20 protein-coding genes and 1 pseudogene are annotated in these 24707 nt (G+C 63.4%); 8 read left to right on the top strand and 13 right to left on the bottom strand.

Annotation, left to right across the window (positions count from 1 at the left end; genetic code table 11):
* Positions 1 to 5: 5 nt before the first annotated feature.
* Genes ileS through ABI546_RS13715 form a run of 3 tightly spaced genes read left to right on the top strand, consistent with a single transcriptional unit; the run spans position 6 to position 5058 of the window.
* The gene (ileS, locus tag ABI546_RS13705; RefSeq protein WP_348047201.1) at positions 6 to 2840 is read left to right on the top strand and encodes an isoleucine--tRNA ligase; all 2835 of its coding nucleotides are present in this window, start codon (positions 6 to 8) and stop codon (positions 2838 to 2840) included.
* Complete coding sequence (lspA, locus tag ABI546_RS13710) at positions 2840 to 3343, top strand: signal peptidase II (RefSeq protein WP_348047167.1); 504 nt, start codon at positions 2840 to 2842, stop codon at positions 3341 to 3343. The genes ileS and lspA overlap by 1 nt, the downstream gene beginning before the upstream one ends.
* 56 nt (positions 3344 to 3399) lie before the next feature.
* Positions 3400 to 5058, top strand: coding sequence for a Na/Pi cotransporter family protein (locus ABI546_RS13715; protein ID WP_348047169.1), 1659 nt, complete (start codon positions 3400 to 3402; stop codon positions 5056 to 5058).
* Between the two features lie 34 nt (positions 5059 to 5092).
* Here ABI546_RS13715 and ABI546_RS13720 read toward each other — a convergent pair whose 3' ends face one another.
* The 4 genes from ABI546_RS13720 to ABI546_RS13735 form a co-directional block, all read right to left on the bottom strand.
* Positions 5093 to 5914: an NUDIX domain-containing protein gene (locus tag ABI546_RS13720; RefSeq protein ID WP_348047171.1), complete on the bottom strand. Its 822-nt coding sequence runs from the start codon at positions 5912 to 5914 to the stop codon at positions 5093 to 5095.
* Positions 5915 to 6177: 263 nt separating this feature from the next.
* Positions 6178 to 7581: a DUF1501 domain-containing protein gene (locus ABI546_RS13725; RefSeq protein ID WP_348047173.1), complete on the bottom strand. Its 1404-nt coding sequence runs from the start codon at positions 7579 to 7581 to the stop codon at positions 6178 to 6180.
* A 24-nt stretch (positions 7582 to 7605) separates the two neighbouring features.
* Positions 7606 to 9057 (bottom strand): DUF1800 domain-containing protein, encoded by a 1452-nt coding sequence (locus ABI546_RS13730; protein WP_348047175.1) that lies wholly within the window; start codon positions 9055 to 9057, stop codon positions 7606 to 7608.
* 117 nt (positions 9058 to 9174) lie between these two features.
* Positions 9175 to 10170, bottom strand: coding sequence for a quinone oxidoreductase (locus ABI546_RS13735; protein ID WP_348047177.1), 996 nt, complete (start codon positions 10168 to 10170; stop codon positions 9175 to 9177).
* A gap of 142 nt (positions 10171 to 10312) precedes the next feature.
* On the opposite strand from ABI546_RS13735, the pseudogene ABI546_RS13740 reads away from it, so the two are divergent.
* The 3 genes and pseudogenes from ABI546_RS13740 to ABI546_RS13750 all read left to right on the top strand — a co-directional run bounded on the left by ABI546_RS13740 (position 10313) and on the right by ABI546_RS13750 (position 13833).
* A pseudogene (locus tag ABI546_RS13740) lies at positions 10313 to 11212 on the top strand (DMT family transporter).
* Between the two features lie 385 nt (positions 11213 to 11597).
* A complete protein-coding gene (locus tag ABI546_RS13745; protein WP_348047179.1) occupies positions 11598 to 11834 on the top strand; it encodes a hypothetical protein in 237 nt (78 codons plus the stop codon).
* Positions 11835 to 11847: 13 nt separating this feature from the next.
* Entirely contained in the window at positions 11848 to 13833 is a 1986-nt protein-coding gene (locus ABI546_RS13750) for an AAA family ATPase (RefSeq protein ID WP_348047181.1), read from the top strand.
* A 103-nt stretch (positions 13834 to 13936) separates the two neighbouring features.
* Here ABI546_RS13750 and ABI546_RS13755 read toward each other — a convergent pair whose 3' ends face one another.
* The 9 genes from ABI546_RS13755 to ABI546_RS13795 form a co-directional block, all read right to left on the bottom strand.
* Positions 13937 to 14797: an ABC transporter permease subunit gene (locus ABI546_RS13755; RefSeq protein ID WP_348047183.1), complete on the bottom strand. Its 861-nt coding sequence runs from the start codon at positions 14795 to 14797 to the stop codon at positions 13937 to 13939.
* On the bottom strand, positions 14794 to 15618 hold the full coding sequence (locus tag ABI546_RS13760; protein ID WP_348047203.1) for a sugar ABC transporter permease: 825 nt from the start codon (positions 15616 to 15618) through the stop codon (positions 14794 to 14796). Before ABI546_RS13760 ends, ABI546_RS13755 begins: the two co-directional genes overlap by 4 nt.
* A 62-nt stretch (positions 15619 to 15680) precedes the next feature.
* Positions 15681 to 16778 (bottom strand): ABC transporter ATP-binding protein, encoded by a 1098-nt coding sequence (locus ABI546_RS13765; RefSeq protein ID WP_348047185.1) that lies wholly within the window; start codon positions 16776 to 16778, stop codon positions 15681 to 15683.
* Between the two features lie 159 nt (positions 16779 to 16937).
* Complete coding sequence (locus ABI546_RS13770) at positions 16938 to 18074, bottom strand: extracellular solute-binding protein (RefSeq protein WP_348047205.1); 1137 nt, start codon at positions 18072 to 18074, stop codon at positions 16938 to 16940.
* 114 nt (positions 18075 to 18188) lie between these two features.
* On the bottom strand, positions 18189 to 19469 hold the full coding sequence (locus ABI546_RS13775) for a glucarate dehydratase family protein (RefSeq protein WP_348047187.1): 1281 nt from the start codon (positions 19467 to 19469) through the stop codon (positions 18189 to 18191).
* 2 nt (positions 19470 to 19471) lie between these two features.
* Positions 19472 to 20488 (bottom strand): tripartite tricarboxylate transporter substrate binding protein, encoded by a 1017-nt coding sequence (locus ABI546_RS13780; RefSeq protein WP_348047189.1) that lies wholly within the window; start codon positions 20486 to 20488, stop codon positions 19472 to 19474.
* A 156-nt stretch (positions 20489 to 20644) separates the two neighbouring features.
* Positions 20645 to 21688, bottom strand: a complete 1044-nt coding sequence (locus tag ABI546_RS13785) for a LacI family DNA-binding transcriptional regulator (RefSeq protein WP_348047191.1) — start codon at positions 21686 to 21688, stop codon at positions 20645 to 20647.
* Between the two features lie 38 nt (positions 21689 to 21726).
* Positions 21727 to 22098, bottom strand: a complete 372-nt coding sequence (locus tag ABI546_RS13790; RefSeq protein WP_348047193.1) for a hypothetical protein — start codon at positions 22096 to 22098, stop codon at positions 21727 to 21729.
* Between the two features lie 13 nt (positions 22099 to 22111).
* On the bottom strand, positions 22112 to 22906 hold the full coding sequence (locus tag ABI546_RS13795; RefSeq protein ID WP_348047195.1) for an SDR family oxidoreductase: 795 nt from the start codon (positions 22904 to 22906) through the stop codon (positions 22112 to 22114).
* A gap of 38 nt (positions 22907 to 22944) precedes the next feature.
* Here ABI546_RS13795 and ABI546_RS13800 point away from each other — a divergent pair, with 38 nt between their 5' ends.
* Positions 22945 to 23538, top strand: coding sequence for an SH3 domain-containing protein (locus ABI546_RS13800; RefSeq protein WP_348047197.1), 594 nt, complete (start codon positions 22945 to 22947; stop codon positions 23536 to 23538).
* 30 nt (positions 23539 to 23568) lie between these two features.
* Positions 23569 to 24612 carry a M48 family metalloprotease gene (locus ABI546_RS13805; protein WP_348047199.1) on the top strand — a complete coding sequence of 348 codons (1044 nt, stop codon included), beginning with the start codon at positions 23569 to 23571 and terminating at the stop codon, positions 24610 to 24612.
* Positions 24613 to 24707 lie beyond the last annotated feature (95 nt).

The raw sequence follows: 24707 nt of genomic DNA on the forward strand, positions 1-24707 counted from the left end.
ATCCCATGTCCGAGACCAAAACCGATTACCGCAGCACCCTGAACCTGCCCGACACCCCTTTCCCGATGCGCGGCGACCTGCCCAAGCGCGAAGCCGGCTGGACCAAGGAGTGGGACGAAAAAGGCATCTACAAAAAGCTGCGCGACGTGCGTGCCGGCAAGCCGAAGTTCGTGCTGCATGACGGCCCGCCGTATGCCAACGGCAAGATCCATATCGGCCACGCCGTCAACAAGGTCCTGAAGGACATGATCGTCAAGGCGCGCCAGCTCAAGGGCCTGGACGCCATCTACGTACCCGGCTGGGACTGCCACGGCCTGCCAATCGAAAACGCGATTGAAAAACTGCACGGTAGAAATCTGCCGCGCGACGAGGTGCAGGCCAAGAGCCGCGCTTTTGCTACCGAGCAGATCGCCGGCCAGATGGCCGACTTCAAGCGCCTGGGCGTGCTGGGCGAGTGGGACAACCCGTACCGCACCATGGACTTCGGCAACGAAGCCAATGAAATCCGCGCGCTCAAACGCATCATGGAACGCGGCTTTGTCTATCGTGGCCTGAAGCCGGTGTACTGGTGCTTTGACTGCGGCTCTTCGCTGGCCGAGTTTGAAATCGAATACGCCGACAAAAAATCCAGCACGCTGGACGTCGGTTTCAAATGCGCCGAGCCTGAAAAACTTGCCGCTGCATTCGGCCTCAAGAGCCTGGCCAAAGACGCTTTCGCCGTGATCTGGACGACCACGGCCTGGACCATCCCGGCCAACCAGGCGCTCAACCTGAACCCGGAACTCGAGTACGCGTTGGTCGACACCGAACGCGGCATCCTGCTGCTGGCCGCCGTACTGGTCGACAAATGCCTGGAGCGTTACCAACTGACCGGCAAGGTATTGGCGACCACGCTGGGCAAGAACCTGGCGCTGCTCAAGTTCGAGCACCCGTTCTACGACGTGAAAGACGAGAACGGGAATCAGGGCTACCACCGCTTCAGCCCGGTCTTTCTGGCCGACTACGCCACCGCCGACGACGGCACGGGCATCGTGCATTCGTCGCCTGCCTACGGTGTAGAGGATTTCAACTCCTGCGTGGCCAACGGCATTGCCTATGACGACATCCTGAACCCAGTGCAGGGCAACGGCCGTTATGTGGACGACTTGCAGATGTTCGGCGGGCTCAATATCTGGAAGGCCGCGCCGCTGGTCATCGACAAGCTGCGCGAACACGGCCGCCTTTTTGCCACGCACGACATCGTGCACAGCTACCCGCACTGCTGGCGCCACAAGACGCCGGTAATCTACCGCGCGGCGGCCCAGTGGTTTGTGCGCATGGACGAAGGCGAAGGCGTTTTCACCAAAGACAAGGCGCCGCAAACCCTGCGCAAACTGGCCCTGGCCGCCATTGAGGAAACCACCTTCTACCCCGAAAACGGCAAGGTCCGCCTGCGCGACATGATCGCCGGCCGGCCCGACTGGTGCATCAGCCGCCAGCGCAACTGGGGCGTGCCCCTGCCCTTTTTCATCCATACCGCCACGGGCGAGTTGCACCCGCGCACCATGGAAATCATGGACCAGGCGGCAGCGATGGTCGAGGCAGGAGGCATCGAGGCCTGGAGCAAGGCCACGCCCGAATCCATCATCGGCGCCGATGCACCGGACTACATCAAGAGTACCGACATTCTCGACGTGTGGTTTGACTCCGGCACCACACACGACCACGTGCTGCGCCACAGCCATGCCGCGCAATCGACCTGGCCGGCAGACCTGTACCTGGAAGGCCACGACCAGCACCGCGGCTGGTTCCACTCATCGCTGCTCACCGCCTGTGCGATGTACGACCATGCACCCTACAAGGGCCTGCTGACGCACGGCTTCACGGTAGACGGCAAGGGCCGCAAGATGAGCAAGAGCGAAGGCAATGTGGTCGAGCCGCAGCTAATCAGCGACAAGCTGGGCGCCGAGATCATCCGCCTCTGGTGCGCGTCGACCGACTACTCGGGCGACCTGGGCATCGACGACAAGATACTGGCCCGCGTGGTGGACGCCTACCGCCGCATCCGCAACACGCTGCGCTTTTTGATGGCCAACGTCAGCGACTTCGACCCGGCCAAAGACGCCGTGCCGTTCGACCAGATGCTCGAAATCGACCGCTACGCGCTGAGCCGCGCGTCGCAGCTGCAGGCCGACATCCTGGCGCACTACGAGGTGTATGAATTCCACCCGGTGGTCTCCAAGCTGCAGATCTATTGCAGCGAAGACCTGGGCTCCTTCTACCTCGACATCCTGAAAGACCGGCTCTACACCACCGGACCGAAATCACTGGCCCGCCGCAGCGCGCAGACAGCGCTCTGGCAGATCACGCACGCGATGCTGCGCTGGATGGCGCCTTTCCTGAGCTTCACGGCGGAAGAGGCCTGGAAGGTGTTTGGCTCGTCCGAATCGATTTTCATGGAGACCTACGCCGAGTTTCCTGCGCCTGACGCGGCGCTGCTGGCCAAGTGGTCGCGTATTCGCGAATTGCGCGACGCGGTGAACAAAGACATCGAAGCCCTGCGCGCCGACGGCAAGGTGGGCTCGTCGCTGCAGGCCAATGTGGTGCTGGAAGTGGCGGCCGAAGACCATGCGCTGCTGGCCTCGTTGGGCGAAGACCTCAAGTTCGTCTTCATCACGTCTGCTATCGATTTAGTAGCTGCTAGCGCACAATTTACGCAGGTTGCAGCCAGTTCAGACACCAAATGCGAACGCTGCTGGCACTATCGCAGCGACGTGGGGCACGATACGGCCCACCCCACTATTTGCGGCCGCTGCACCAGCAACCTGTTTGGCGCGGGCGAAGACCGGAAGTACGCCTGATGCCCAAGACCACTTTCCTCAAAAGTTCAGGCAACTCCGTGCTGCCATGGCTGGGCCTGGCGCTGATCCTGCTGATCGCCGACCAGTTCACCAAGGTGCTGATCCTGGGCTACTACAACCTGGGTGATTCGACCTACGTGACCAGCTTCTTCAATGTGGTTCGGGTCCACAACACCGGCGCGGCGTTCTCCTTTCTGGCGTCGGCGTCGGGCTGGCAGCGCTGGTTCTTCACGGCCATCGGTATCGCGGCCGCGCTTTTCATCCTGTGGCTGCTGCGGTCGCACTCGGGACAAAAGCTGTTTTCTTTCGCACTGGCCTGCATACTGGGCGGAGCCATCGGCAATGTCGTTGACCGCGCCATGCACGGCTACGTGGTCGATTTTCTTCAGTTCCATTGGCGCGACTGGTATTTTCCCTCGTTCAACATTGCCGATGCCGCCATCACCATTGGCGCGGCTTGCCTCATCCTGGATGAGTTGCTTCGCGTGCGGCGCACGCGATAACCCGTGGCTGAATTGCCTGCAGCAGCCCGCTTCAGGGGTATAGTGGCTCTGACCTTATGAAGCATTTGTTGAATCTTTTGGCAGCCATTGCGCTGCTTGTATGGGGCACCCATCTAGTTCGTACCGGCATCCTGCGGGTGTTCGGGGCCAATCTGCGCCACGTGCTGGCGGTCAGCATCAGCAACCGGCTCGCCGCCGCCGTCTCCGGCATAGGCGTCACCGCGCTGGTGCAATCCAGCACTGCCACCTCTCTCATCGTTGCCTCTTTCGTCGGCCAAGGCCTTGTCACTCTGCCGCTGGCGCTGGCCGTCATGCTGGGCGCAGACATCGGTACCAGCCTGATGGCCGTGGTGTTCTCGTTTGACCTCTCATGGCTTTCACCGCTTTTCATCTTTGTGGGGGTGGTGCTGTTCATCTCGCGGCAAGACACCAACCTCGGCCGCATTGGCCGTGTGCTGATCGGCCTGGGCCTGATGCTGCTGGCACTGCGGCTGGTCACGGCATCGACCGAAGTGCTCACGCGGGCGCCGGCAGTCAAGGCGCTGTTGGGTTCGCTCAGCAGCGACTTGCTGCTCGAAATCACCGCCGGCGCCTTCCTGGCTGTCGTGTCCTACTCCAGCCTGGCCATCGTGCTGCTCACTGCCACCCTGGCGGCTTCGGGTGTCATTCCCATCGATGTGGCGCTGGGCCTGGTGCTGGGCGCCAACCTGGGCAGCGGGCTGCTGGCTGTGCTGACCACGCTGCGCTCGGCCGTGGAAGTGCGGCAGGTGCCTTTGGGCAATCTGGTGTTCAAGCTGCTGGGCATTGTTATTGCCGCCCCGTTCATCGGCCTCTGGCTACAGCACGTGCGGCCCTACCTGGGCGAGCCCGCCACCGTGGTGGTGATGTTCCACCTGGCCTTCAATATGCTGGTGGGCGCGGTGTTTATCGGCTGGACGCAGGTGATTGCGCGTTGGGTGGAAAAGCTTTTGCCCAAGCCCGAAAAAAACCAGGCACGTGGCCGGCCGCACCACCTGGATCCTTCGGCCCTGGCCACGCCATCCCTGGCCATCTCTTGCGCCGCGCGCGAAGCACTGCACCAGGCTGACGTGGTTGAGACCATGCTGATGGGCGTGCTGCAGGTCATCCAGAAGAACGACCTGAAACTGGCCGAAGACCTGCGCAAGATGGACGACGCCGTCGACGAACTGTATTCGTCCATCAAGTACTACCTCACCAAGATCTCACGCGAAGCGCTGGCCGAAGAAGAAAGCCGTCGCTGGACGGACATCATCAGCTTCACCATCAACATGGAGCAGATCGGCGACATCATCGAACGAGTGCTGATCGACATTGAAGACAAGAAGATCAAGCCCGGCCGCAGTTTCTCAGAAGCCGGCATGGCTGAAATCGTCGAGCTGCATGAGCGCCTGGTGGCCAACTTGCGCCTGGGCATGAGCGTGTTCTTGAACGGCACGGTGCGCGACGCGCAGAAGCTGCTCGAAGAAAAAGCGCGCTTTCGCGACCTCGAACGCGCTTACGCCACCAGCCACCTGGGCCGGTTATCAGCCAACACGGTGCAGAGCCTGGAAACCAGCTCGCTGCACATCGACCTGATCAGCGAGCTCAAGCGCATCAACTCGCACATCTGCTCGATCGCCTACCCGATCCTCGATTCAGCCGGGGCGCTGGCGCCCAACCGTCTGCGCGCTTCCGCGCTGATCGACCAGGGCTGAGCCGCAAACTGCCATGCCGGCGCGCTGCGTTCGGCTAGGGCAAGCCCATCGCATCTGAAAGAATCAGCGCCGCCTCGGTGGTGAACTCATTGCGCTGCAGGGCCTTCAGCAATTCTTCAGCGCCCATCAGGCGAAACTGCTCAACCTCCCCGTCCTGGTTGTCGGGCACCAGGCTGTCAGGCACTGTGCAGACATACCAGTCGATGTCTTCCACCACGTACCCTGCACCGTTGCCATCGGTGGCCGGACGCCGCGTTGTCAGGCGCCCGCCGTAACGCATGGCCTGCAGCTCGGCCACATGCAGGCCGGCCTCTTCCCAGGTCTCGCGCGCCAGCGCCGTTTCCACCGTGTCCGCCGCCGACACCATGCCGCCCATCAGCGTGTCCCACAGGCCCGGATCATTGGATTTGTTGAAAGCGCGCTGCTGCACCCAGTAGCGGCCATCGCTCGCCTGCCCCACTAGGTGCACAGCCAGCGTGGTGATGCCCAGCGGCCGCACGGCGGCACGCTCCACGGTGCCCTTGCGGTGGCCGAACTGGTCGGGCACCGCAAGTTGCTCGTTGCGCCAGGCACCAGCCAGCCCCGCTTGATGCAGCGCCACCGCAATGTGGTTCAAGCTTGTCGTCACATCACCCATCAAGCGCCAGCCCAGTCGCTCAGGACGCTCTTCTTTTAATAGCGGATGATGGACATCCGACAAGGGCTGGAGGGCGATTTGATGCAAAAAATCGGGCTCAACCGAGCCGATGACGGATTCGCCCGCCCACAGCGGCACGCGCGGCCGCAGCGGTGGCACGATGGCGCCGGCACGCAGGGTTTGCAGCCATTGAAGGTTGTAAATGGGCGGCTTCGTCATGGTTCTGAGTGTTGGGAGCCACCTCCGGCTGGGGTGGTAATGGCAGTTTACATTCGCCGGGTTTTATGGGGCCCCTGCTTTTTAACCGTTCGGGCTGAGGTATCGAAGCCGGTCTTTGCTCCGGCAGGTGCGTGCACTTCCAACTGTGACTGACCGCTCCACGCAAAAACACCTTGGTATCCGGCACAACCAGAGGCTTCGATACCTCAGCCCGAACGGGAAAGGGGCAATCCGGCGAGAGGATCAGCCCAGCAAGGGAAGGGTCAAGCCTTGTTAAACAACCCATCAAGCCGCTTGTCCAACTTTGCACCAGGCAACACGTCAGCTAGTTGCGCATCACCAAACGCGAACGTCCCCCGCAGCACCTGAGCCAACACAGCACGGTAATCATGGTGCGCTGGCAGGTCACGGCCTTCGTTGAGGTTGTCGCGCGCCAGGCCCGTCCACTGGCCGTGCCAGCGCCCACCCGCCACACGGTTGCCGATGACCCACATCGCGTTGCCAAAGCCGTGGTCAGTGCCCCGTGTGCCGTTTTCGGCGCTGGTGCGGCCGAATTCACTCATCACCACAATCACGTCGCCCGGTTCGGAAAAGTCCTGCCGCAGTTGTGCGATGCCGCGTGCCAGGTTGCCCAGGTTGTTGGCCAGCTGGCCGGTGGCAGCGCCTTGGTTGGCGTGCGTGTCCCAGCCGCCGGCTGACAAAAACCCCAGGCGCAGCCTGCGGTCGTTGCGCATCAGCGTGCCCAGGTGCTGCGCATCGAGCTGCAGGCCCACCGGGTCGGCGGCGCCGTTGCTGGCTGCCAGCATCTGCGCGGTCTGTGCCTGAGGGTTGGTGGGCGTGCCGTCGCGGTCCAGGTTTTTGTCGGCCATGCGCCGGCTGTCTTGCGCGATCTTTTCGGCGCGTTCGGTGCGTTGCGTCGTGAGCTCTTGCGCGCTTTGCATGCGGCTGCCCGCACCCTGGCGAAAGGCCTCGCTGATCTTGTCGTCGCCGGCGTACAAATCAAGCAAGGCCTGGCGGGTCCTGTCATTGGCCAAAACACCAGTGCGCTCGGCTGACTGCCCGCGCGGAATCAACTTGACGGCGGCCTGCCCCGCCAGGATGGCGGGATTGGCCTCACCCACGCCCAGCGCGACGGCACTGCCCGCATTGGCTCTGGCCAGCGCCGCCGTGTTGTTCAGCCAACCCGGTGCGCTGCTGGTCTTGCCGCTTTGCGCAATTTCCATCTGGTATTGCGCATCAAAGTGTGAGCGGTTGGGCGCCGGCAAACCGGCCGCCGGCACAAAGCCGAGCACGCCCTGCTGCCATAGCGGCAGCAGCGGGCTTAACGCGGGATGCAGGGCAAAGGTCTTGTCGAGCCGGATGGCCGTTTGCGCTGTACCGTCGGGCGCAGCGATGGCGATGTTGGGCCGCATGGCGTAGTAGTCAGCGTCGGCATAGGGGACAAAGGCAGACAGGCCGTCATAAGCCCCGCGCAAGAACACGACCACCAGGCGCCCGCCATCCAGGCCTTGCCGACCCGCGGGCACGGCCTGCGCCCACACACGCGGCATGCCCGCCGCCAGCGACAGCGCAGACAGCGCGCCCAGTCCCAGCAGACTGCGGCGATGCATCAGATGCGGGGTTTGATACGGAGTGAAATACCGGATCGAAGAGCGATTTGAATTCATGAAGTTCTCCACAGCCGTTCGGCGTTACTTGCGCATGAAGTCAGGACTTGCCAGCATCAGTCCGGCGCGCAGCTGCGCCGGCTCACGGGCAATGCGCTCACGTGTCGCGGTGCTGAAAAAAGCGTTCAGGTAAGAAGGCTCCGGCGTGCGCTGCGCCAGCGCCAGGGCGTAGTCGGCGCGCCGCGTCAAAGCCTCTGGTGCAAGCCAGGTGCCCGCATCGGTCTTGTAGCCGTCAGGCGTTTGCCAGCCGTGCATGGGCTGGCCGGCCTGCGCCAGAAAGCCCAGAGTCTGCACGATGTCGCGGCGTTCCTTCACACCACCAACTGCCGTGAGCGCCGAGCAGGCAAAGTCCAGCGGAGTTTTGAAGAGCTGGTTACCCTGTGCCCAAAACTCCGGCGACTCGACCAAGGCGCGCATCACCGCACGGATGTCGCCCTGCGTGGCGGTGAAGGTAGCAGTCAGCCGGTCGACCAACGCAGGCGAGGGTTTGTCGGCCACAAAAAAACTGGCCAGCCGCATGGACACACGCCGAGCCGTCTCGGGCCGGCGTGCCAGGTAGCGAATGGCCTCCTCGCCTTCTGCCATGCCTTCATTGCCAAAGGTGCGGCCCAGCAGCACCTTGCTGTCTTTGTCATGCAGGCGCTCGGCAAAGCGAAAGCCTTCGCCGTCCTTGAGATTGACCGTCCAGCCGGTGAGGATGCGGGCCAGTTCGCGCACATCTTTTTGCGTGTAGCCGCTGTTCACACCCAGGGTGTGCAGCTCCATCAGCTCACGCGCGTAGTTTTCGTTGATGCCGCGATTGTTGCTCTGCGCCTGGTCCAGGTAGAGCAGCATGGCCGGGTGCCTGGCGCTGGCCAGCAGCAGGTCTTCAAACCGGCCCAGTGCATTGGCGCGGATCACGTTGACAGCATAGTGGCCCACAAAGGGGCGCACCGCGCCTTTGCCGACAAACACATTGAGGTGGTTGAACCAGAATTCGGTCATGCGCGCCAGCAGCGGGTTTTCGAGCGCCGGGTCGCTGCACGACATCAGCCGCCAGGCGGCCGCGCCTTGCGCCATGTCGCGGCTGAATTTTTCAGGCCCTGCATTGGTGTCTGCCATTGCGGGGCCGGGCTTGGCCTCTGCCCGCACCTCTTTTCGGCTCTTGCGGGCCTCGCGCTCCGCATAAAAACCGCGTGCGATGTCGCCCAGCGGGGCGTTGATGCCGGCAAGCTCTGCGGGAATGGCGGGAGGCCGGTGGCTTGCGGCAAAGGCCGCGTCGATTTGCTGCAAGGCCCAGGCGCGTGGGGCCGCTTCAGCCGCCTGGGCGGAGGCCGGCGTGGGCGCGTAGCCCAGGCGCGATGCGACGCGCCATACAGCGGCAGCGTTGGCCGAAGGGGGTGCCGCATCGGCCTGCGCATAAGCCCCGGTGGCGGCCAGGCAAGCCAGGAAGGCCGCCAGCAAGGCGGCCCGGGTGATCACTGTCGTTGTGGGCATGGTGTTCTCCTGCAGCCCTTTTTAACGCACAGGCAGCACCTTGCGTTGAACGCAGCGTCCGGCTTTACACAGGGTTTACCGGTATGTGCCAGGACGCAGAGAACGGCCCTGCCGGCCTTACAACGTCAGGATGGTGCAACCGGTGGTCTTGCGCGCCTCCAGCGCCCTGTGCGCCTCGGCCACATCGGCCAAAGCAAAGCGCTGGTCAATCGGAATGTGGACCTTGCCGCTGGTCACCATGTCAAACAGCTCATCTGCCATCTCCTGCGTGATTTCGCGTGTGGCAATGTGCGTGAAGAGCGTGGGCCGAGAAACGTAGAGCGAGCCTTTGGCCGCCAGCACGCCGATGTCCAGCGGCGGCGTCTTGCCCGAAGCGTTGCCGAAGTTGGCCAGCAGGCCAAAGGGGCGCAGGCAGTCCAGCGATTTCATGAAAGTGTCTTTGCCCACGGAGTCATACACCGCCTTGACGCCCTTGCCGCCGGTGATCTCTTTCACCCGGGCCACAAAGTCTTCTTTGGCATAGTTGATGGCGAAGGCCGCGCCCTGTGATTTGGCCAGCGCGCATTTCTCATCAGAGCCGGCCGTGCCGATAAGTTGCAGGCCCATGGCCTTGGCCCACTGGCAGGCAATCAGGCCGACACCGCCGGCCGCCGCGTGAAACAGCACATAGTCACCAGGCTGCAGGCTGCCCTGAGGCTGGGTGCGACGCAGCAGGTATTGCGTGGTCAGGCCCTTGAGCATCATGGCCGCACCGGTTTCAAACGAAATCGCATCGGGCAGTTTGCACACGCACTTGGCCGGCATCACGCGCAACTCGCAATAGCTGCCGGGCGGCTGGCTGGCATAGGCGGCGCGGTCGCCCACCTTCAAATGGGTCACGCCTTCGCCGACGGCTTCGATCACGCCTGAGGCTTCCATGCCCAGCTGCAGCGGCATGGCCAACGGGTAAACGCCGCTGCGCTGATAGACATCGATGTAATTGAGGCCAATCGCCTTGTGGCGGATGCGTATCTCGCCGGGGCCAGGGTCGCCCACCGTCACGTCCACCAGCGTGAGTTCTTCGGGGCCGCCGTGCTGGTTGATGTGTACGGCTTTGGAGGAGAAGGAGGCCATGTTTTTTTCCTTGCAAAGGATTGCGGATGAGGGAATAAGGAGGTGGCCGCCATGGTGCCACGAATCCAAATGCACCGCAGGCGCTGAGGGTTGAAGCCCGGCGGAGCGAGGGAAAATAGCGTTGCTTGGTAAAGTCGCCGCCATGACCCAACGCCTCACGCCCGCCACCGCCACGCTGCTGGTGGTCCCTCCCATGCTATGGGCTGGCAATGCCGTGGTCGGCCGACTCGTCACCGGCCTGGTGCCGCCCATGACACTCAATTTCCTGCGCTGGGCGCTGGCATTTCTCATTCTGTTGCCGCTCGCTTACCGCCTGTTGCGTCCTGAAAGCGACCTGTGGCGCTACTGGAAACGATTTGCGGTCCTGGGCTTGCTCGGCGTGGGTTGCTACAACGCCTTGCAATACCTGGCCCTGAAGACCTCCACCCCGCTCAACGTAACCCTGGTGGCGTCCAGCGTGCCGATCTGGATGCTGCTGGTGGGTGCGCTGTTTTTTGGCCAGCCTGTTTCCAGGCGCCAGATCGCGGGCGCCGTGCTGTCGATTGCGGGCGTGCTGGTGGTGCTGTCGCGTGGCCAGTGGGAACTGCTGATGCAGGTTCAGCTGGTGCCCGGCGATCTCTACGTGCTGCTGGCCACCCTGGCGTGGGCGTTTTACAGCTGGCTGCTGTCGCAACCCAAGGAACCGGCTGAAATACGCCGCGACTGGGCGGCTTTCCTGCTCGCACAAATCGTCTTCGGCCTGGCGTGATCGGGCGCTTTCGCAGCGAGTGAATGGGCGCTGACGGACGCGCACATCAGCTGGGGCTGGCCGCTGGCCGCAGCCCTGCTGTATGTGGCCGTCGGACCCGCAGTGATTGCCTACCGGTGCTGGGGCATGGGCGTGCAGCGCGTCGGACCGGCGATTGCGGGCTTCTTTTCCAATCTCACGCCGCTGTTCGCCGCGCTGTTGTCGGCCGCCTTTCTCGGCGAGTTGCCGCACCTTTACCACGCGTTGGCGTTTGTGCTGATCGTGGGCGGTATCGTGGTGTCATCGCGGCGCTGATGTGAATGCAAAAGCCAACCTGCTGTAGCGCCAATCCCCCGTCGATATTCACCACCGGCGTCCACCGCCGATGGTTTGATTTTCGCAACACCTTGTCAAAAAACATCGCTTAAAACTTGCCAAGCTTGCGCGGGCTCTTCAGAATCCGTTCCTTGCTTCAAGCCGCTGCACAACGAATAACCTTGTGCAGCCAACCCTTGAGGCCACCAAGACCCATGACTTTGTTTACTCACACCTGACGCACCTTCCACTGCCCCCGGCTGGATATGGTGCCCACCATACCCAGCCCTGCGGGCAGTCGGTGCCGTGCCTTCACGTGTGAAGCGCGCTCCGCAAACCCCAGGCTGATTTTTCGCCGGGGTTTTTTGCTTTCTGGAGCGTGCACATGAGTGCCAAAGCTTTTTCCCGTGACTTTGCCGCCGGCAAGGTCAAGCATTTGCGGCGCATGAAGCAGCCGCTGGCTTTGACCTTGCCGCAACCCGCTCCTCGCAACCCTGTGGTGCGGGCCCTTATCCAGCGTGCCATCACGTCGGGTGCGGGCAAACATATTCGCAGCGCCGGCGCCCATCGCCGGGCTGAAACCGTGGCTTTGCAAAAAGCCCTCAAAAATTTGAATGACTGACATGAAAAACGATATGACAACCGACACGGCGGCCGCAGCCCGCGTGCCGCCCGAGCTCATGCGCGAACGCAGTGCCCATCTGGCCCTGGTCGCGGCCGAGCTGAAGACCGAGCTGTTCGGTATCGACGACATCATCGACCGGGTAATCGAGTCGATCCGCGCCTGGTATGTGCTGCCGCACATCATCCGGCGCCCGGTGATCGTGTGCCTGTGGGGCCTGACCGGCACCGGCAAGACCCAGCTCACACGCAGCCTGGCGCAAAAGCTGGGCTTCTACGACCGCTTCGTCGAAGTGCAGATGGACGGCTTCAGCAACGGCAGCAGCTGGCGCAGTGCTGACTCCATCAGCGCCATGCTGGCGGAGTCAGCCATCGCCGAAAGCGAGCCCGGCCTGCTGGTTCTGGACGAATTCCAGCGCTTTCGCACCGTCAACGAGAAGGGCGACGACATGGCCGTCAAACGCTACCAGGACGTGTGGCAGCTGCTGTCCGATGGGCGCCTGCCGCCATCGCTGTCTTTCCTGCAGGAGCTGGAATCATCTCTGGCCTTCTCGCTGTATGAACACGAGCGCGAAGACCGGGCTGATGAAAAACCCGCGAAAGACGGCACCCTGCCCAACAAACTGAAGTTCAAGCTCACGCCCTACCAGGCCCAGGAGTTCAAGCAAAGCCTCAAGCTCAAGGAGCCGCTGCAGGAAGTGATGACCTGGACGCCCCTGCAACTGCAGGAGCGCATGCTCGAGTTCAAGGCGTCCAGCGACTCATGGGAGACGGACTACAGCTGCCTGCTCATCATCGTTTCGGGCAACCTGGACGAGATGTACGAAGGTACCGCCAAACGCGTGGAAGACTGCGACACTGATGCCGACATCTTCCATGCTCTGACGAAGAAGCTGTCGGTCATAGACGTCAAGAAAGCACTGGGAGAACGCTTCAAGCCCGAGCAGATCGCCCGGCTGGGCAACAACCACGTGATCTACCCGTCGCTGAGCCAATCCACGTATGAACGGCTGATCCGCAGTACCTGCGCCAGATACGTCGATGAAATGCAGGCAAGCGCCGGGCTGATTTTTGATCTGCATGAATCGGTGTACCAGGCGATTTATGCCAACGCGGTCTTCCCCGCGCAAGGCACGCGTCCGCTGTTCTCGTCGATCCACGCCATCCTCAGTGCGCCGCTGGTCAATGCCGTCCTGTGGGCGCTTGAACACGACGTGCCGGCGGACGCCACGCTGCGCGTCAGCCTGAATGCCGCAACGCAATCGCTGCGCGTCAGTCATGCGGAGAGCGGCGCAAGCATCGCCTACCCCGTGCCGCTGGACCTCAACCAGCTCAAGCAGCGCGCCAGCCCGGACTTCCGGGCCCTGCTGGCTGTGCATGAGGCCGGGCATGGCCTGGTGTACGGCCGCCTGTTTGGCCATGCACCGCAGGAGGTCAAGATCAACGTGGCGTCATTTGAAGGTGGCTACAACAGCTACGTGCGCATGAAGGCCGAGTCCCGGCAAAGCTGCCTGGACCGCCTATGCGTGGGTCTGGCAGGGCGCGCCGCCGAGGCCCTGGTGTTCGGCGACGACGCCTGCACCACCGGCAGCGAAAGCGATTTCAAGAACGCTACCGCCCTGGCCGCCCGCTTTGTGCGCCACTTCGGCTTCGGCAACCGGCTGAGCCGCATCGATGTGACCGACAGCACAGAGGAAAACCTCAACACCGACGTGGAGCCAACCAACGCCGAGATCGAGGCCCTGCTCGCGCAGGCCTACTCACGCGCCCAGGAGCTGCTCGTCAACGATTCGGTGCTGCTGCTGCACATCGTGGATGAACTGCTGGCGAACGGCCAGGTGAGCAAGGAAAAGATGGCCAGCCTGCTCGGCGTGGGCATCGCAAGCGAAGAGCAGATGCTCATGCCCTATGCGGAGCAGCTTCAGGTGTTCAGCCTCCAACACGAGCTGATGCGGCGGGTCAGCAGCGCAGCAGTGCCTTGCGAGGAACTGGCCGGATAAACCGGTCACACGCCTGTTGAAAAAAAAGCACGGAAAGCAGCCCTGCTGCTTTCCGTGCCCAATTTCCACCAACGGAAATCTTTGCAAGTACCTGTTCAGCCCATCAGGCCTTGGCCGGGTGCTCCTTGACGCGGCTGACCAGTTGCGTCGGGTTGACGAAGCGCAATGCGATCAGCAGCCACAGCACGGTGATGGCCATGTAGATCATCGCCATCGCGTCCACTGACTGCCCGGCGCGCACGCCTGCGGCAAACACCGCGTAGTACAGCGCCACCACCAGCGTCTGGGTGTCGGGCCCAGCCACCAGAAAGGTCAGCTCGAACATCGCCACGGTGCGCACGAGCACCAGCAGGCCGGCCGCCAGCACGCCAGGTGCCAGCAGCGGCACCAGGGTGTAGATAAACATCTGTCGCGTGTTGGCGCCGAAGACGCGTGCGGCCGATTCGATATTGGTGTCCACCTGCTCGACAAAAGGCGTCATCACCAGGATCACAAACGGCAGCGCCGGAATCATGTTGGCGATGATCACACCCGGCAAGGTACCGGCCAGGTGCAACTGGTACATCACGGTGGCCAGCGGGATGCCGTAGGTAATCGGCGGCACCATGAGCGGCAACAGAAAGAGCAGCGTGAGCAACTTCTTGCCACGAAAGTCCTTGCGCGCCAACGTGTAGGCGGCGGGCACGCCGAGCAGCAGCGACAGGAAGACGACCGAGAACACCACCACCACCGTGACCACCAGCACATGGCTGAGCTGGAACTCCTTCCAGGCGGACACATACCAGCCCACGGTATAGGCCTCGGGGAGCCAGGTGCCCAGCCAGCGCGTGGCCACCGAGTTGGTGGCCACCGCGAGGATCAGCAGGCCGACGTTGACCAGGAAAAAACCGATAACACCCCAGACCAGCGCGCGCCAGGCGCGGTCGCGCAGCGGGTGGGAGTCGTATGATGCGGCGGCGCTCATCCCTTGCCTCCGGTGACAGGGCCGCGATAAAACATCTGGCGCAGGCCCAGCGCTGCGGCGACGATGGCCAGCTGCGCCATGCCCATGATCATGGCGACGGCCGAAGCCAGCGAGTAATCGTACTGCTCAAAGGCCGCTTCGTAGGCCGCGATCGCGATCACGCGCGTGGTGCCGGCCGGCGAGCCCAGCAGCACCGCGGACGGGAAGACTGAAAAGGCTTGCACAAAACTCAGGCAGAAGGCCATGACGAGGCCCGGCGTGAGCAGCGGCAGGTAGATGTAGCGAAAGCGGTTCCAGCCATCAGCCCCGAGCGTGGCTGCGGCGCGCGGCAGCGCCGGGTCTATGCCGGTGATGTAGGAGAGGATCAGCAGGTAGGCAAACGGGAAGCCGGTGATGACCAGCGAGATCAGCACGCCCCAATAGTTGTGCGTGAGGCGTATCGAGCCCTCATACAAATGCAGCCACTGCAGCGCCTGCGCCAGCCAGCCCCGAGGGCCGAAGTAGGTCAGCATGCCTTCGGCGATGAGCACCGTGCCCAGCGTGAGCGGCACCACCAAAAGGGTGGACAGCAGGCGCTGGTAAGGGCTTTTGGTCCGCGTGGCATAAGCGATCGCGAGCGCGAAGCCCACATTGATCAGCGTGGCCGGGAGCGCCAGCTGCAGGGTGTTGCCGATGGTCTTCCACAAGTCCCGCGTCTGGAAGAAGTGGATGTAATTCTCGAACACTCCCCCCTGCGCCGGCTGAAAGGACAGCAGCAGGCCGTAGGCGAAGGGGTAAACAAAAAACATGATCATCACCGCGGCCGCCGGTGCGACCAGCATCACGGCCGGGTCGAACGGCGGTCTGCGGGCCGCGCCTTGCGGCGGCAGAGCCGTCGCGCTCATCAAGCTTCTCCCGCGTAAACCAGCACACGCTCGGGTGGGGCCGACAGCATGACCTGGTCACCCGGCGTGACGGCGCGGGACGTACGCACGTAGAGCAGATCGTCAAATGCCGTTTTGACCTGCAGCAACCATTCGCGGCCGCCGTACTCGGCGGTCTCCACGGTGCCGGCAAAGGCGAGCGGGCCGTCGCCGATCTCAATTTCGTCGGGCCTGATCGCCGCCACGGCCTGGCCGGCCCGGAAAAGCGGTGCCCCCTCCATCCCCGTGCCGGCAAACCGGATACCGCCGGGGCCTTGCAGCGTGAGGCCGAGGCCGTTGGCCTCTGCCACCTGAACCGGCAGCACGTTGCGATAGCCCATGAAGCGCGCCACGTCCAGCGTGGCGGGCCGCGCGAACACCTCCTGCGGCGTGCCGACCTGCTGCACCACACCCAGCTTCATCACCACCACGCGGTCGGCCATGGCCAAGGCCTCGTCCTGGTCGTGCGTCACGTACACCGTGGAGCAGCCCTGGGCGCGGTGGATGCGGCGGATTTCGGAGCGCATTTCAATGCGCAGCTTGGCGTCGAGGTTGGACAGCGGCTCGTCCATCAGGATCAGCGGCGGCTCGATGACGATGGCGCGCGCGATCGCCACGCGCTGCTGCTGGCCGCCCGACAGTTGTCCGGGCAGCTTGTCGGCATGGCCCTGCAGTTGCACGGTGTCCAGCGCCGCTGCCACACGCCTGTCGATCTCGGCCGACGGCACGCCGCGCATTTTCAGGCCGAAGCCCACGTTACGGCTGACCGGGAGATGTGGAAACAACGCGTAGTTTTGGAACACCATGCCGAAGCCGCGTTTTTCCGGCGGCAGTGTGTCGATGCGCTGCTGGTCCAGCCAGATGCTGCCGCCCGACAGCGGCAGCAGGCCGGCCATGCAATTAAGCGCGGTCGATTTGCCGCAGCCCGAGGGGCCCAGCAGCGCGATGAATTCCCCGCGCTCTATGGTGAGGGAGAGCTGGTCCAGCGCATTGGCCCCGCCGAACTGGCGGCTCACGCCTGCCAGGCGCAATTGCTTGAACTCGTTTTTTTTTCCGACCCGCGGCGCAGGGTTCTGCATGACAGCCATCAATCTCTTTCGGTAGCCCGCCCTCGCGGGCGCTTTGTTGTTTGTTGTCCCTGGTCCACTTCCCTCAATGCGGCAGCTGGACACCCGCCGTGCGCAAGGCCAAGGCAGGGCAAGACGGCGCAAGCGCTGCCGACTTGCCTCGGCATGGAATCACTTGCCTTTGCCGGAGCCAATCTCCTGGTCCCACTTCTTGAACGCGGCGACCATGGCCTTGTCGTCCAGTGGCTGGGCGTGCGGCTGTTTGGCGATCCAGTCGGCGTACTCGGGGCGGCCATATTCCTTGATGATGTCCTGGCTCTTTTGCGGCGCGGCGGTCAGCGGCACGTTCTTCACGGCCGGGCCAGGGTAGAAATAGCCGGAGTCATAGGTCAGCGCCTGCTGCTCGGGTTTGAGCAAATAGGCCATCAGTTCCATCACGGCCGCCTGGCGGGCGGCTGGCAGGCCCTTGGGCATGGCCATATAGTGCGCATCGTTAACCCAGGTGAAGCCGCCCAGCGCCGCCACCTTGAACTGCTTGGGCACCACACCCAGCGCGCGCGGATTGATGTCCCAGCCGGTCACCGTGACGGTCATGTCGCGCGAGCCTTCGCCGAGCTCTTTCATGACGGCGCCGGTGCCCGTGGGGTAATACTCGATGCAGCTGTTGAGCTCTTTGAGGTAAGCCCAGGTCTTGTCCCAGCCGGCCATCGGCTCCTTGGGATCCTTGTCGCCGAGCAGGTAGGGCAGGCCCATCAGGAAGGTGCGGCCCGGGCCTGAATTGGCGGGTCGCGCGTAAATCAGCTTGTTGGGATTGGCCTTGCACCAGGCCAGCAGCTCGGCCGGTGTTTTAGGCGGGGCCTTGACCTTGTCGGGGTTGTACTCAAGCAGCGGGCCCGCGGGCATGTAGGTCACCATGACGGCCTGGCCGTTGGCCAGGTCCTGCATCTTGCGGGCGCTGGGCAGGTAGTTGTCCATCAGGTTGGGGAACTTGGCGGCGTGCGCCGGCAGCATGGGCTCCCAGAGGTTGAGCGCCATGCCGGCGGCCAAGGCGTCGGTGCCGGTCAGCACCAGGTCGATGTCTGTGCGGCCGGCGGCCTGCATGGCCCGGATTTTTCCGGGAAGCTCGGGCGCGGGCGCCTTGGTGAAAGTGATGCGCGAGACCAGGTTCGGATTCTTGGCCGCAAAACTTTCCAGCGCCTCCTGCGTCAGCGCGAGGTTGCCCGCCACGTCGACGACGTTGAGGGTCACCGGCTCCGCATGGGCCGCAGTGGCCATGAATGCCGGCACGCCCGCGAGCGTTGCCAGCATACCGGCGGCCCGCAGGCCCAGTCCCAGGCGGGACATCAAATGTTTGTACTTCGTCATGGTCTTGTCTCCTTCGTTGTTGCTGTGGACTCAAAATTCCCGGCTCGCGGCGGCCTCTTAAAAACGCGGGCTGATGCCGGAGAACCCTGGCTGGTACTTGCGCATCTGCGCCAGGTCGTTGCGGTTGCGGATGCCGCAATCCAGGTATTGCTGGTGCAGTTCGGCCAGCCGGGCCGGATCCAGCTCGACACCCAGGCCAGGTGCGGCAGGCACCTTGACGGAGCCTTGGTCGAACTTGATACGGCCGCCTTTGATGACCTCTTCTTCCTGCCACGGGTAGTGCGTGTCGCAGGCATAAGTCAGGTTCGGAATGGCGGCGGCTGCGTGTGTCATCGCCATCAGGCTGATGCCCAGGTGCGAGTTCGAATGCATGGACATGCCCATGTCGAAGACCTCACACATGCGCGCCAGCGAGGCGGTGGCGCGCAGGCCGCCCCAGTAGTGGTGGTCTGACAGCAAAATCTTCACCGCCTTCAGCGCTGCGTTGCGACGAAACTCATCCATGGTGGTGACGACCATGTTGGTAGCCAGCGGGCTGCGGCAGTGCCCGGCAAGCTGCGCCATTGCCTCAAGCCCTGGCGTCGGGTCTTCGTAGTATTCGAGCAGCTCGTCGAGCTCGGGCGCCGCGTCAATGCTGGTCTGCAACGACCAGTTGGCATTCGGGTCCAGCCGCAGCGGATGCGTCGGGAAAGCTTTGCGCAAGGCCTTGATGCCGGCGATCTCTTCTGCGGGCGTAAACACACCGCCCTTGAGCTTGATGCTTTTAAAGCCGTACTGGCTCACCATGGCCTGGGCCTGCTTGACGAGTTGCGCGGGCGTCACCGCTTCGCCCCACGCATCGGGCGCATAGGGTTTGTCGGCATGCTCGGCGAATTTGTAGAACAGGTAGGCGCTATAAGGCACGGCGTCGCGCACCGCGCCGCCCAGCAGGTCGCAGATGGGAAGGCTCAGCACCTGACCCTGCAAATCCAGCATCGCCACTTCAAGCGCGCTGATGACTTTCTCGGCGTTCTTGGCGGTGTGGGAGCCGGGTGCGAGCTCAAACTGCACGCCGCCGCCCTGCCCCGGCTTGATGCTGGCGCGCACGCGCTGCTCCATCACATTGAGGTCGAAGGGCGAGAGGCCGACGGCCAGCGCGCGCGCCTGTTCCAGCGCCAGCAGCATGGGCGCGTCGCCATAGGTTTCGGAAATACCCAGCCGGCCGTCGGAGGTCTCCAGCTCGATGATGCTGCGCAGGGCCCAGGGCTCGTGGATACCGCTGGCGTTGAGCAGCGGTCCGTCGCGAAACGCGATGGGTGTGATGCGGACGTGCGTGATGCGGATGTCGTTTTTTCTCATTGTCAGCTTGCCGTGGCTCCAGATTTTTTGACCAGCTCGGCCCAGCGGGTGATTTCGGTTTTCATGTGGGCGGCCAGCTCGTCGGGCGAGCTGGCGATAATTTCCATGCCGAGCTGGTCGTGCAGTTTGGCGACCACGTCGGGCATCTTCAGAATTTTGGTGATCTCGGCATTGAGGCGCTGCACGATGGGCCGCGGTGTGCCTTTGGGCGCATACACCGCTTGCCACGAAGACATCTCGAATTTCGCAATGCCCGACTCCATCATGGTCGGCAGCTCGGGCGCCAGCGCGATGCGTTTGCCGGTGGTCACGGCCAGCAGCTTGAGCTTGCCGGCCTGCACCAGCGAGACAGCGGCCGTCATTTGGTCGAACATGAAAGGCACCTGGCCGGCCGTCACATCCATCATGGCGGGCGGTGTGCCCTTATAGGCCACGTGCGTCAGCGGCACGCCGATCAGCTCGGCAAACATTTCGCCGGCCAGGTGCGTGGAGGTGCCCGCGCCCGACGAAGCGAAGTAACGCTTGGACGGGTCGCGTTTGAGCAGCGCCACCAGGTCGGCTACCGAGTTAAGGCCGAGCGCCGGATTGACGATCAGCACATTCGGCAGCATGGCCACCAGCGAGACCGGCTCGAAATCCTTCACCGGGTCATAGGGCAGGTTTTTGTACAGGCTGGCATTGATCGCGTGCGTGCTGATGGTGCCGCCGAACAGCGTGTAACCGTCCGCCTTGGCCTTGGCGACATAGGCGGCACCCACGGCACCGGCCGCGCCGGGTTTGTTGTCGACCACCACCGGCTGGCCCAGGATGTCCGACAGTTTTTGCGACAGGGTGCGGCCAATGACGTCGGTGGAGCCACCGGGCGTGAAGGGAACCACATAGGTGATGGGTTTGGTGGGCCAGCCCGGTGTGGCGATGTCAGCGGCCAAAGCGCGCAAGGGCGAGGTGGCGGCAACTGCCGAAAGCCCTAGGCCGCCGAGGCTGCCCAGCGCCTTGCGGCGCGTGAAATGAATGCTCATTTGATGTCTCCTGATGTTGACCGCGGCTCGCGCCCTGCCTCTTCCGCTGATGCGCCTATCCTCTGATCGCGTAAAGTGCCTTTTTTGGCATCTTCTTAGTATTTATGTTAGCGCTAACAATTCAGAATGTTAATGAGCAAAACCAAGCCCGTCAAGTCAGGCGCTGGCTCTTTCGATAATGGAAAACCCGAGGTCGCGGACCTTGGGGCCCGGGTCACGCCCCTCCACGCGATCAAGGATAAAACGCGCCGCCTGACGGCCGATGGAGGTGCCGTCTATGCGCACGGTGCTGAGCGCAGGATGGATGTGCGCGGCAAACGGCATGTCGCCAAACCCCATGACCGCCACGTCTGCGGGCACGGTCATGCCCATGGCCTGCATTTCGGTGACCACGCCCTGCGCAATCACGTCTGAGCCGCAGAACACCACGTCGGTTTCAGGGTGGCCCGCCCAGAGTTGTGCGAAGCCGGACCGCCCGTTGGCCAGCGACGAAGGTGCGGGCACCATGCAGGCAGGAATGGCGGGCACGCCCAACGCCGCAAAGCGCTGCTCGAAACCAGATCGCCGCAGCATGGCGCGCTGGTCGTCGGCGGTAATCAGCGCCGGTTTGCGGAAGCCCTTGCGATGCAGGTAATCGGCCACCTCGGCGCCGGCTTTCTCCTGCGAAAATCCCACAATCATGTCAATAGGCGTGGGCGTGATGTCCCAGGTCTCGACGATGGGAATGCCAGAGGCCAGCAGGCGTCGGCGCCCTTCGGGTGAATGCATGATGCCGGTGAGCACGATGCCGTCGGGCCGCCGGCCCACGATGGCGTCGATCAGCGCGTCTTCGCGCGCGCCGCTGTAGCCGCTTTGCCCCAGGATCAGCTGGCAGCCGGCTTCGGCCAAGGCATCGGTCAGCGCCTGGATGGTTTCGAGAAACACCGGGCCGGCGATGGTGGGCACCAGCGCTGCTACCAAGCGGCTGCGGTTGGAGGCCAGGCCGCCGGCGATGAGGTTGGGCACATAGCCGCTGCGCGAAATCGCGCTGCGCACGCGCTCCAGGGTTTCGGGTGACACCGCTGCGGGTGTGTTGAGCGCGCGTGACACGGTGATGGCGGAAACACCGGCCAGGCTGGCCACGTCGCTGAGGGTGATGCCACCGGTTCCGGGGCGCGGAGCCCGCTTGTTTTTGCGGAGTGCCTCGGAAGGTGATTTCATGCCCGAATGTTAACGCTAACCTGACAAGAATTGGCGCTTCAATCGTCCAGGCCAAAGTGCTGCGTGAACGCCTCGCAAAACACGGCGGTCCCGCTGAGCGAAAACGTCAACGTGTGCCGCGGTTTGCCGGGTGGACCGGCCCGTGCAGTCAGATGGCACGACGCTTCGTCATAGTGCAGGACCTCAGGCGCCGTCATCTCTTGCATACCATGCAGGTCATAGTCCCAGTCAAAGCCGTCTTCAAGCGGGCCGTGCCGGCCGGGAAATTCCGCATGAGCCCATGCCAGCACCTGGACAACTTCAGCGTGTACGGCCAGGACCTGTTCGGGCCAGGTAGAGGCCACGGCCTCCAGCGTGCCCGCGCCATCGCCGTCCTCGACATGATCGAAGTGAAGGTAGCGCAGGCTCATGCCGGCGATGCGTTCAGTGCGTTCCGGGATAGGCGCCGCCGTCGGCCAGCACGTTCTGCCCCGTCATATAGCCTGCCTGCTTGCTGCACAGGAAAGCGCAGATGCCACCGAATTCTTCTGGCGTGCCGAAGCGTTGCGCCGGAATATTTTTGCGGCGCGCGTCCATGACCGTCTCTAGAGGCTGGCCGGTTTTCTGCGCCGCGCCGCTCATGGTGCCGCGCAACCGGTCGGTGTCGAAGGCGCCCGGCAGCAGGTTGTTGATGGTGACACCCTGCGCCGCGAGCTTGCTGCGCGCCACACCGGCCACAAAACCCGTAAGGCCACTGCGAGCGCCGTTGGAGAGGCCCAGGATATCGATGGGCGCCTTGACCGAACTCGAGGTGATGTTGACGATGCGTCCAAAGCCGCGCGCGGCCATGCCGTCGACCGTGGCCTTGATGAGTTCGATTGGGGTCAGCATGTTGGCATCGACCGCCTTGATCCAGGCATCGCGGTCCCAGTCGCGAAAGTCGCCGGGCGGGGGACCGCCTGCGTTGGTCACCACGATGTCGAAGTCCTTGCGCACCGCGAACACGGCCGCGCGGCCTTCCACGGTGGTGATGTCTGCCGCGACGAACTGAACACTCGCGCTGGCGGGGCGGGCGCTATCAGCTGTCAGTTTGGCGGCGGCCGCCTGTAGTGCCTCGGCGCCGCGCGCCACGATCAGCACATGGACGCCCTCGCGCACCAGCGCCTCTGCGCAACCAAAGCCCAAACCCTTGCTGGCGCCGCATACCAGCGCCCATTTGCCTGCAATACCCAAATCCATAATAATTCCTTGATACAACCACAGAGGGAGAGCGGCTCATGATACTGAGTAAAACCAACATTCAGGCAGGGATGGTTATCCTGGCGCTGGCAGCCTTTGGCACTGCGGCGCACGCCCAGCCGCAAGGTGAAGCCGTACTGATCAAACGCGCCGCGCAGCTGCGCGAGGCACCGGGCGAAGCCGCCCGCGCCGTGGCGCCGCTGCCGGTTCAAACCTCTGTCACGCGACTTGGCGAACGCCAGGGTGCCTGGGTCAAGGTTCGAATGGCCGATGGCACCAGCGGCTGGGTGCACATGTTTGACATCACCTCTGCCAGTTCCCAGGGGAGTGCGGGCACCAGCGCACTGCGCAGCCTGTCGAGTTTTTTCAACAAAGGCAGCGCACAAGCCCCGGGCGGCGCGGTGGCGACATCCACGGTGGGCATCCGCGGCCTGGGCGCTGAGGACCTGGCCAATGCGGTGCCCAATCTTGCCGCCGTAGCGCAGGCCGATGCCAACCGCGTCGACGCAGCACAGGCCCGTCAATTTGCCGGAAGCGCTTCGCTGGCAAGCCGGCAGGTCGAGCCACTGCCCACACCAGCGCCTGCGCCATCCCCTTCCAGCGCCACTGGCAGCGACCTGTACAACCGATAAGAACAACAACAAAAATACAAGAGGCCCGCCATGAATCTGCAAAACATCCCGACGCCACATAAAACTCCACGCCGTACGGCCTGGGCTTGTGCGCTGTTGCTCTGCCTGTGTCCCCTCGCCGCCCAGTCGCAGGATGCGGCCAAGGCGCTCGGCCTGTTTCAGTCCCTGCTGCGCCCCACACAGCCGGCCCCCGCGTCACCGCCGCCCAACTCTCCTTCCGGACTCGCGGGTGCACTGATGGGCGCGGCGCTTGCGCCGGCGGGCAATCAGCAAGCCGGCAAAGGAGGCGACCTGTTTCAGCTGCTGTCGCAGTCGCTTGACCAGATTGACGAGCCGCGTGAAATCCAGATCGGCCAACAGCTTGCAGCCGTATTGCTGGGTAGCAAGCCGCTCTACCCCGACATGGCCATGCAACGCTACGTCAACCAGCTGGGCCGCTGGATCAGTCTTCAGTCTTCCCGTCCTGATCTTCCCTGGACTTTCGCGATCCTGGATGATCCCGGCTTTAACGCCTTTGCCACGCCCGGCGGCTACGTGTTTGTGACCAAGGGCCTGCTCGACCGCGTGGCGGACGAAGGCGAGCTGGCGGGCATCCTTGCCCACGAGATCACGCACGTCACGGCCCGTCATCACCTGATCGCCATGAACAAGGCTGCGCGTGCCGGCGTTCTCACGCAGGTCATCAGCTCCCAGCTGAAAAACGATCTGGGCGGACTGGTGTCGTCGCAACTCTTGGCACTGGGCAAGAACATGTACACCAAAGGCCTGGACCAGCAGGACGAGTTTGACGCCGACCGAACGGGCGTCGCCCTCGCCGCGCGCGCAGGGTTCGATCCGTATGGCCTGGTGGCCGTGCTGCAACAACTGCGCACCGCAGCACCCGATGACGCGTTGTTCGCCCTGTCGCTCAGCACCCATCCACCTGCACAAACGCGCCTGAACCAGCTCGAGCAGGCCATGGGCACCCGCCTGGACGCCTACACGGGCCAGCCCGCCGTTACCGTTGCGCAGCGCATCAGCGCTTCGAATCGCCGGCCTACGGCACAAGCACCCGCACGGCCAGCCAAAAAGTAGAGCTCCACGGTCGCTAGCTTGCGGTCTTCCGGTCACCTCTAACGTTGAGGTTGTAAAAAAATCTCTGGCACGGCGCTTGCAACATCTCTCATCAA

Source organism: Polaromonas sp. (genome assembly GCF_039932935.1).
Taxonomy (GTDB): domain Bacteria; phylum Pseudomonadota; class Gammaproteobacteria; order Burkholderiales; family Burkholderiaceae_C; genus Polaromonas.